This is a genomic window from Pseudomonas sp. GW821-FHT05H12, assembly GCF_059419385.1.
The window spans coordinates 150,033-155,891 of record NZ_JBWKRS010000016.1; the positions used below are offsets into that span (position 1 = coordinate 150,033).

Annotated in this window: 3 protein-coding genes; 1 reads left to right on the forward strand and 2 read right to left on the reverse strand. The window is 62.9% G+C overall.

Annotated elements, in window-relative coordinates:
• Positions 1 to 91 precede the first annotated feature (91 nt).
• Both AC07SU_RS16380 and rlmKL read right to left on the reverse strand, forming a co-directional pair.
• Positions 92 to 2,476, reverse strand: coding sequence for a sensor domain-containing diguanylate cyclase (locus tag AC07SU_RS16380; protein ID WP_176996323.1), 2,385 nt, complete (start codon positions 2,474 to 2,476; stop codon positions 92 to 94).
• 139 nt (positions 2,477 to 2,615) lie between these two features.
• Positions 2,616 to 4,886 (reverse strand): bifunctional 23S rRNA (guanine(2069)-N(7))-methyltransferase RlmK/23S rRNA (guanine(2445)-N(2))-methyltransferase RlmL, encoded by a 2,271-nt coding sequence (gene rlmKL, locus AC07SU_RS16385; protein ID WP_494997610.1) that lies wholly within the window; start codon positions 4,884 to 4,886, stop codon positions 2,616 to 2,618.
• Positions 4,887 to 5,418: 532 nt separating this feature from the next.
• On the opposite strand from rlmKL, the gene rmf reads away from it, so the two are divergent.
• On the forward strand, positions 5,419 to 5,634 hold the full coding sequence (gene rmf / locus AC07SU_RS16390; RefSeq protein WP_002553055.1) for a ribosome modulation factor: 216 nt from the start codon (positions 5,419 to 5,421) through the stop codon (positions 5,632 to 5,634).
• Positions 5,635 to 5,859: the final 225 nt, after the last annotated feature.

Consider the following 5,859-nt stretch of genomic DNA (forward strand, 5'->3'; position numbering starts at 1 on the left):
ACCCCCCCCCTCCCCCCCCCCCCCCCCCCCCCCCCCCCCCCCCCCCCCCCCTCCCCCCCCCCCCCCCCCCCCCCCGCTCCTACAGGGAGAATCAGGCGCTTAGGCGTTCGGCCTCCACACGGTCCCGGCCCGCCTGCTTGGCCACATACACCGCCGAGTCCGCACGCAGCAGCAGCCCATCGATGCCTTCATCGATACGCCAACTGGCCACGCCAAAGCTGGCGGTCACCACCCCCACCGACTCCATCGGCGCACCGCGCAACGCTTGCCACAGCTCCATCGCCAGGCTGTAGGCCTGGCCTGCATCGGTGTTGGGGCACAGCACCACAAACTCTTCGCCCCCCAGGCGGCAGAACACGTCGGTGCGGCGCAGGCGCTGGCTGATGCGCTTGCACACTTCCTGCAACACGCCGTCGCCCACACCGTGGCCGTGCTGATCGTTGATGCGCTTGAAGTGATCGATATCGAGCATGATCAACGACAGCGCCCCCGACGTGCGGTTGAGCCGGATCATCTCGGCCTTGAGCCGATCCTGGAAATAGCGCCGGTTATGGATGCCGGTCAGGGCGTCGGTAATCGAGAGCGCACGCAGCTCCTCCTCCACCCGCTTGAGGTCGGAAATGTCCGACACATAGCCATGCCACAACGTACCGCCGCCCGGCAGTTCTTCTGGCGTCGCTTCACCCCGAATCCAGCGCAGGCCGCGTTGCGGCAACAGCACGCGATACTCTTCGCGCCAATGGCTCAACTGCAACGCTGACAGGCGAATCGACACCCGCACCCGCTCTGCGTCCAGCGGGTGAATGCGCTCGAACACCTTGCTCGCGTCCTGCTGCAGCACGCCCGGCTCGATTTCATAGATATCGCGCATGCCATCACTGGCGTAGATGAAACGCCACTGGTCCTGAGGTTCGAGGGTGAACTGGAAGATCCCGCCGGGCACATGGGCGCTGAGCTTTTTCAGCAAGCGATCGCGTGCGGCCAAGGCTTCGTAGGCGCGCTTTTGCTCGGTGACATCCAGGTAGATCGCCAAGTGCCCGATCCACAGGCCATGGTCATCCAGCAACACGGTGCCAAGCATGTTCACGGTCAACGGGCTGCCGTCCTGGCGCAGCAGGGTCCACTCCCGGGCCTCGTGCAGGTTGTCCGGGCTTTCCACCAGCATCGCCTGGCTGGGGGGAATACGCTTGCCCAAGGTCACGCTCAAGCTGGCGGCGCGTGCGTCCAGCTCCGATGCCAGGTGCAGGCTTTCCAGGGTCATGCGCCCCAGCACCGCGTCAGCCTTGAACCCCAGCATCTGCTCGGCACCGGCGTTAAAGGTGTTGATGACCCCGCGCAAGTCCGTGGCGATGATCGCGACCTGGGTGGCGGCATTCAGCACACTGCGCAATTGCCCGTGGGCGCCGCGCAATTCCTGCTCACGCAAACGCAACTGCTCGGTACGCTGCTCGACCATTTTCAGTGCACGCTGGCGCTGGCTCACCAACACATAGAGCAAGGCGCTGAGCAACAGGCTGAGCAGCCCGCCCATGGTCAAGATGGTGCTCAGGGAAGAATGGTTGGCCAGGTCAAAAACCTTGCTTGCCCGCAGGTTCAGCGCGTAGACATGGTCGCCCAGGCTGAGACGACGCGCAGCAGCAAGGTCGCTGTCACCCACTGCATTGCTGGAGGCGTACAGCACCCGTTGCTGGGTGTCGGAGGTGTCGATGATCTGCATCACCAGGTTGTCGCGGTTCGGCTTGGGCAAGCCGTCGGCGACCAGTTGGCGCATGCTGATCACCGCCATCACAAAACCGAAGGGTTCGGTTTCCGACAGCTTGCTGACCGGCGCCACCAGCAACACGCCGGCAGCATAAGCGGGCTCAACGCCCACCAGTTGCATGGGTTGGGACACCGCAGGCTTGCCGGTCTTCTGTGCACGTTCAAGGGCCGAACGCCGCAGGGGCTGGGCCAGCAGGTCAAAGCCCAGGGGCGAGCCGAGCAAGCTCTGGGTCTGGCTGTACAGCACCGGCACGTATTCATCCCGTTCGGCAGCGGGAGCCAGGTCGCCCGACGAATTCAGCTCCCGAATGCTGAAGGGCGTGCCGCGCTGACGGGAGATTTCCTGTTCAAACTGGCTGCGCTGGTCGCGAAAAATCCGAGGGGCCCAGGCGTAGGCCCGGGCGCGCAACAATAGGGGCTGGGCGAAGCCGTCAAACTCTTCGCGGGAGACATCATCGGAGTTGACGAAGAAACGCCGCAGGCTGCCCAGGCGTTGTTCCTGGTCCTCGAAGCGCTCTTGAAGGCGGGTGTAGCGTTCGTTGACGAGCAGCTGGAAACGCTGGCGAACTTGCTGTTGATAGAGGTCGGCAGCCGCCCAGGCGATGATGGCCGTCAGCGCGCAACCGGCCAATAACACCACCAATGCCACCAGCCAAGCCGACGCCTGCTCACTGATAAAGCCAAGGATTTTCGGGCGGACGGCTTGCATCGGCATAGGCAACACTCACAACGCCAGCGTGCGGGGGGTGTCACTTTGGCTAGGCCTTAGTTATAGCGAGCGGCCCAGGGTTTGACCAGCGTAAAAAAGCCGCAAACCCGGAATTATCAGGCGTGCGGCTTTTGTGTCACGGCGATCAGCGCGCGGTGATTTTCCACGCGCGATGGATCTTGGCGTTGCGCGCAAAATCCGGGTCGATGGTCTTGTCGCTGATTTCCTCGACCGCGTAGCGTTCGCTGAGGTTGTCCTCCAGCGCGAACTTGCGGAAGTTGTTCGAGAAGTACAGCACGCCGCCCGGCGCCAGGCGCGCCATGGCCAGGTCGAGCAACTGCACGTGATCGCGCTGCACGTCGAAGATGCCTTCCATGCGCTTGGAGTTGGAGAAGGTCGGCGGGTCGATGAAGATCAGGTCGAACTCATCGCGGCTGGCCTCCAGCCAGGCCATCACATCACCCTGCTCCAGGCGGTTCTTGTCGGAGAAACCGTTGAGGGAGAAGTTGCGGCGGGCCCAGTCCAGGTAGGTCTTGGACAGGTCGACGCTGGTGGTGCTGCGTGCGCCGCCCTTGGCTGCGTGCACACTGGCGGTCGCGGTGTAGCAGTACAGGTTGAGGAAGCGCTTACCGGCCGCTTCTTTCTGGATGCGCAGGCGCATCGGGCGGTGGTCGAGGAACAGGCCGGTGTCCAGGTAGTCGGTGAGGTTGACCAGCAGCTTCACGCCGCCTTCGCTGACTTCGGTGAACTTGCCCTGGGCGCTCTGGCGCTCGTACTGCTTGGTGCCGCTCTGACGCTCGCGGCGCTTGACCACCACACGGCTCTTGTCGATGTTCAGCGCCTGGGGAATGGCGGCCAGGGCATCGAACATGCGTGCGGAGGCTTTTTCCGGGTCGATGGACTTCGGCGCCGCATATTCCTGCACGTGGACCCAATCGTGGTACAGGTCGATGGCCATGGAGTATTCCGGCATATCGGCGTCGTACACACGGTAGCAATCCACGCCTTCACGCTTGGCCCACTTGCCCAGCAACTTGAGGTTCTTCTGCAGGCGGTTGGCGAACATCTGCCCGCCTTCGCTCAGGCGCGCCTGCTCAACCACCGGCGCTGGCGCCGGGGCAGGTTTGATCGGGTTGCCGTTCTTGTTGTACTGGCGCTCGACCGGCTCGGTCGGGGCTTGATCATAAGCGGCTTGCTCACGCTCGGCCTGACGCTGTTCCGGGGTACGGCGCTCGCCGGTGACGAACTGATCCGGGTTGACTTTGATCAGCAGCAACTTGCACGGCAACGCACCGTTCCAGAATGAATACTGCTTGTGGCTGCGGATGCCCATGCGCTTGCCCAGGTCCGGCGCGCCGGTGAACACCGCGGCTTCCCAGCCCATGCACGCCTGGCGCAGACGCTCGCCGAGGTTCTGGTAGAGGTACAACAGGCTGGCTTCGTCACCCAGGCGCTCGCCGTACGGCGGGTTGCAGATGACCAGGCCTTTCTGGTTCTGGTCCGGGCGCGGCTCAAAAGTACCGACTTCGCCCTGGTACACCTTGATCCAGTGGCTCAGGCCGGCACGTTCGATGTTGTTGCGCGCGGGCTGGATCAGGCGCGGGTCGGCTTCGTAGCCACGGATCCACAGCGGCGGCTTGTTCATGCCGATGGCGGCACGTTCGGTGGCCTCGGCGTGCAGCTTCTTCCACAACGCCGGGACGTGGCCCAGCCAGGTGGTGAAGCCCCACAGTTCACGATTCAGGTTGGGCGCCATGTCGGCGGCGATCATCGCGCCTTCGACCAGGAAGGTGCCCACGCCGCACATCGGGTCGCTCAGCGCGCCGCCTTCAGCAGCAATGCGCGGCCAGCCGGCACGGATCAGGATCGCGGCGGCCAGGTTTTCCTTCAGCGGTGCCGCGCCCTGCTGCAGGCGATAGCCGCGCTGGTGCAGGCTGTGCCCGGACAGGTCGAGGGAGAGGATGGCTTCGCCACGGTCCAGGCGCAGGTGGATGCGCAGGTCCGGGTTGATCTTGTCGATGGACGGGCGCTCACCGGTCGGCGTGCGCAGCTTGTCGACGATGGCGTCCTTGACCTTCAAGGCGCCGAAGTGGGTGTTGTCGATGCCCGAACCGTGGCCGCTGAATTCCACCGCGAGGGTGCCGTCAGGGACCATGTGGTCGGCCCATTCGATATCCAGCACGCCGTGGTAGAGGTCTTCGGCATCCTTCATCGGGAAGCGCTTGAGGACCAGCAACACGCGGTTGGCCAGGCGTGACCAGAGGCACAGGCGGTAGGCGGTTTCCATGTCGGCCATGCCGCGCACGGCCGAGGTGTGCTCGCGGGCTTCCTCAAGGCCAAGCCCGACGGCTTCCTCGATCAGCAGGCCTTCGAGGCCCTTGGGGCAGGTGAGGAAGAGTTCAAAACGGTCCGACATGGGGCATTCCAGGCTTTTCAGCAATAAATGAACGGGCGACGCATCGCCGGTTCGGTTTTCAATCAAGCACTTTTCTTGAAGAGCGCTCGCGTGGCACGAATGTACCGTCCCACCCCGGCTGCCGGGCCTTTTGGCCGTGATTGCCGGGGCAGATAAATAAATAGTTGCAACAAAAAGAAATATTCCGACCCTTCGTCGAATAATAACCGACTGCAACGAGCGGGCATTCTCACTAAAGGATTAAACCCATCCTCTATGCAGGGTGCATCATAGCTGGCTTTGCCAGACAAATGGGGCGAAAAGCCAGCCCAGCTTATGGCTATAGCATCGTTATCGTTACGTGCTTATGACAAAACGGTCATTGAATCCATGTGACCTATTGGTTAGAACTCAACACAGGTTGGCGCCGTAACGACGCCGACACATTGGCTCGCCACGCCGGCAGCGAGCCCACCAACGGCAGAAAAACTCTGCCCGGCCTCGGACGAGGCCGAAGGATATCTAGACAGTCAACAAGTGAGGGAAACACCCTATGAGAAGACTTAAGCGTGATCCGTTGGAAAGAGCATTTTTACGCGGATATCAATATGGCGTTCATGGAAAATCCCGTGAGCTTTGCCCATTTACTCTACCGTCGGTACGCCAAGCCTGGATCAACGGCTGGCGAGAAGGACGCGGCGACAACTGGGACGGTATGACTGGCACTGCGGGCATCCACAGACTCAACGAACTTCACGCCGTCGGCTAATCAGGGCACTTAATTCCGACACACCACCTTTGGATTTGTAACGACTTACCACGCACGCCCCATCCGGGCGGCGGGCTTCGGCCCAGGGGCTCCTTTATGGAGCCCTTTTTATTGGCTGGAAAAAACTACCCGACGTACTCGGACTTATTGTGGGAGCGGGGGGGGGGGGGGGGGGGGGGGGGGGGGGGGGGGGGGGGGGGGGGGGGGGGGGGGGGGGGGGGGGGG

Excerpts from the sequence above, each read along its gene's own strand:
- AC07SU_RS16380 (WP_176996323.1), bottom strand. The coding sequence starts at position 2,476 with ATGCCGATGCAAGCCGTCCGCCCGAAAATCCTTGGCTTTATCAGTGAG.
- rlmKL (WP_494997610.1), bottom strand. The coding sequence starts at position 4,886 with ATGTCGGACCGTTTTGAACTCTTCCTCACCTGCCCCAAGGGCCTCGAA.
- rmf (WP_002553055.1), top strand. The coding sequence starts at position 5,419 with ATGAGAAGACTTAAGCGTGATCCGTTGGAAAGAGCATTTTTACGCGGA.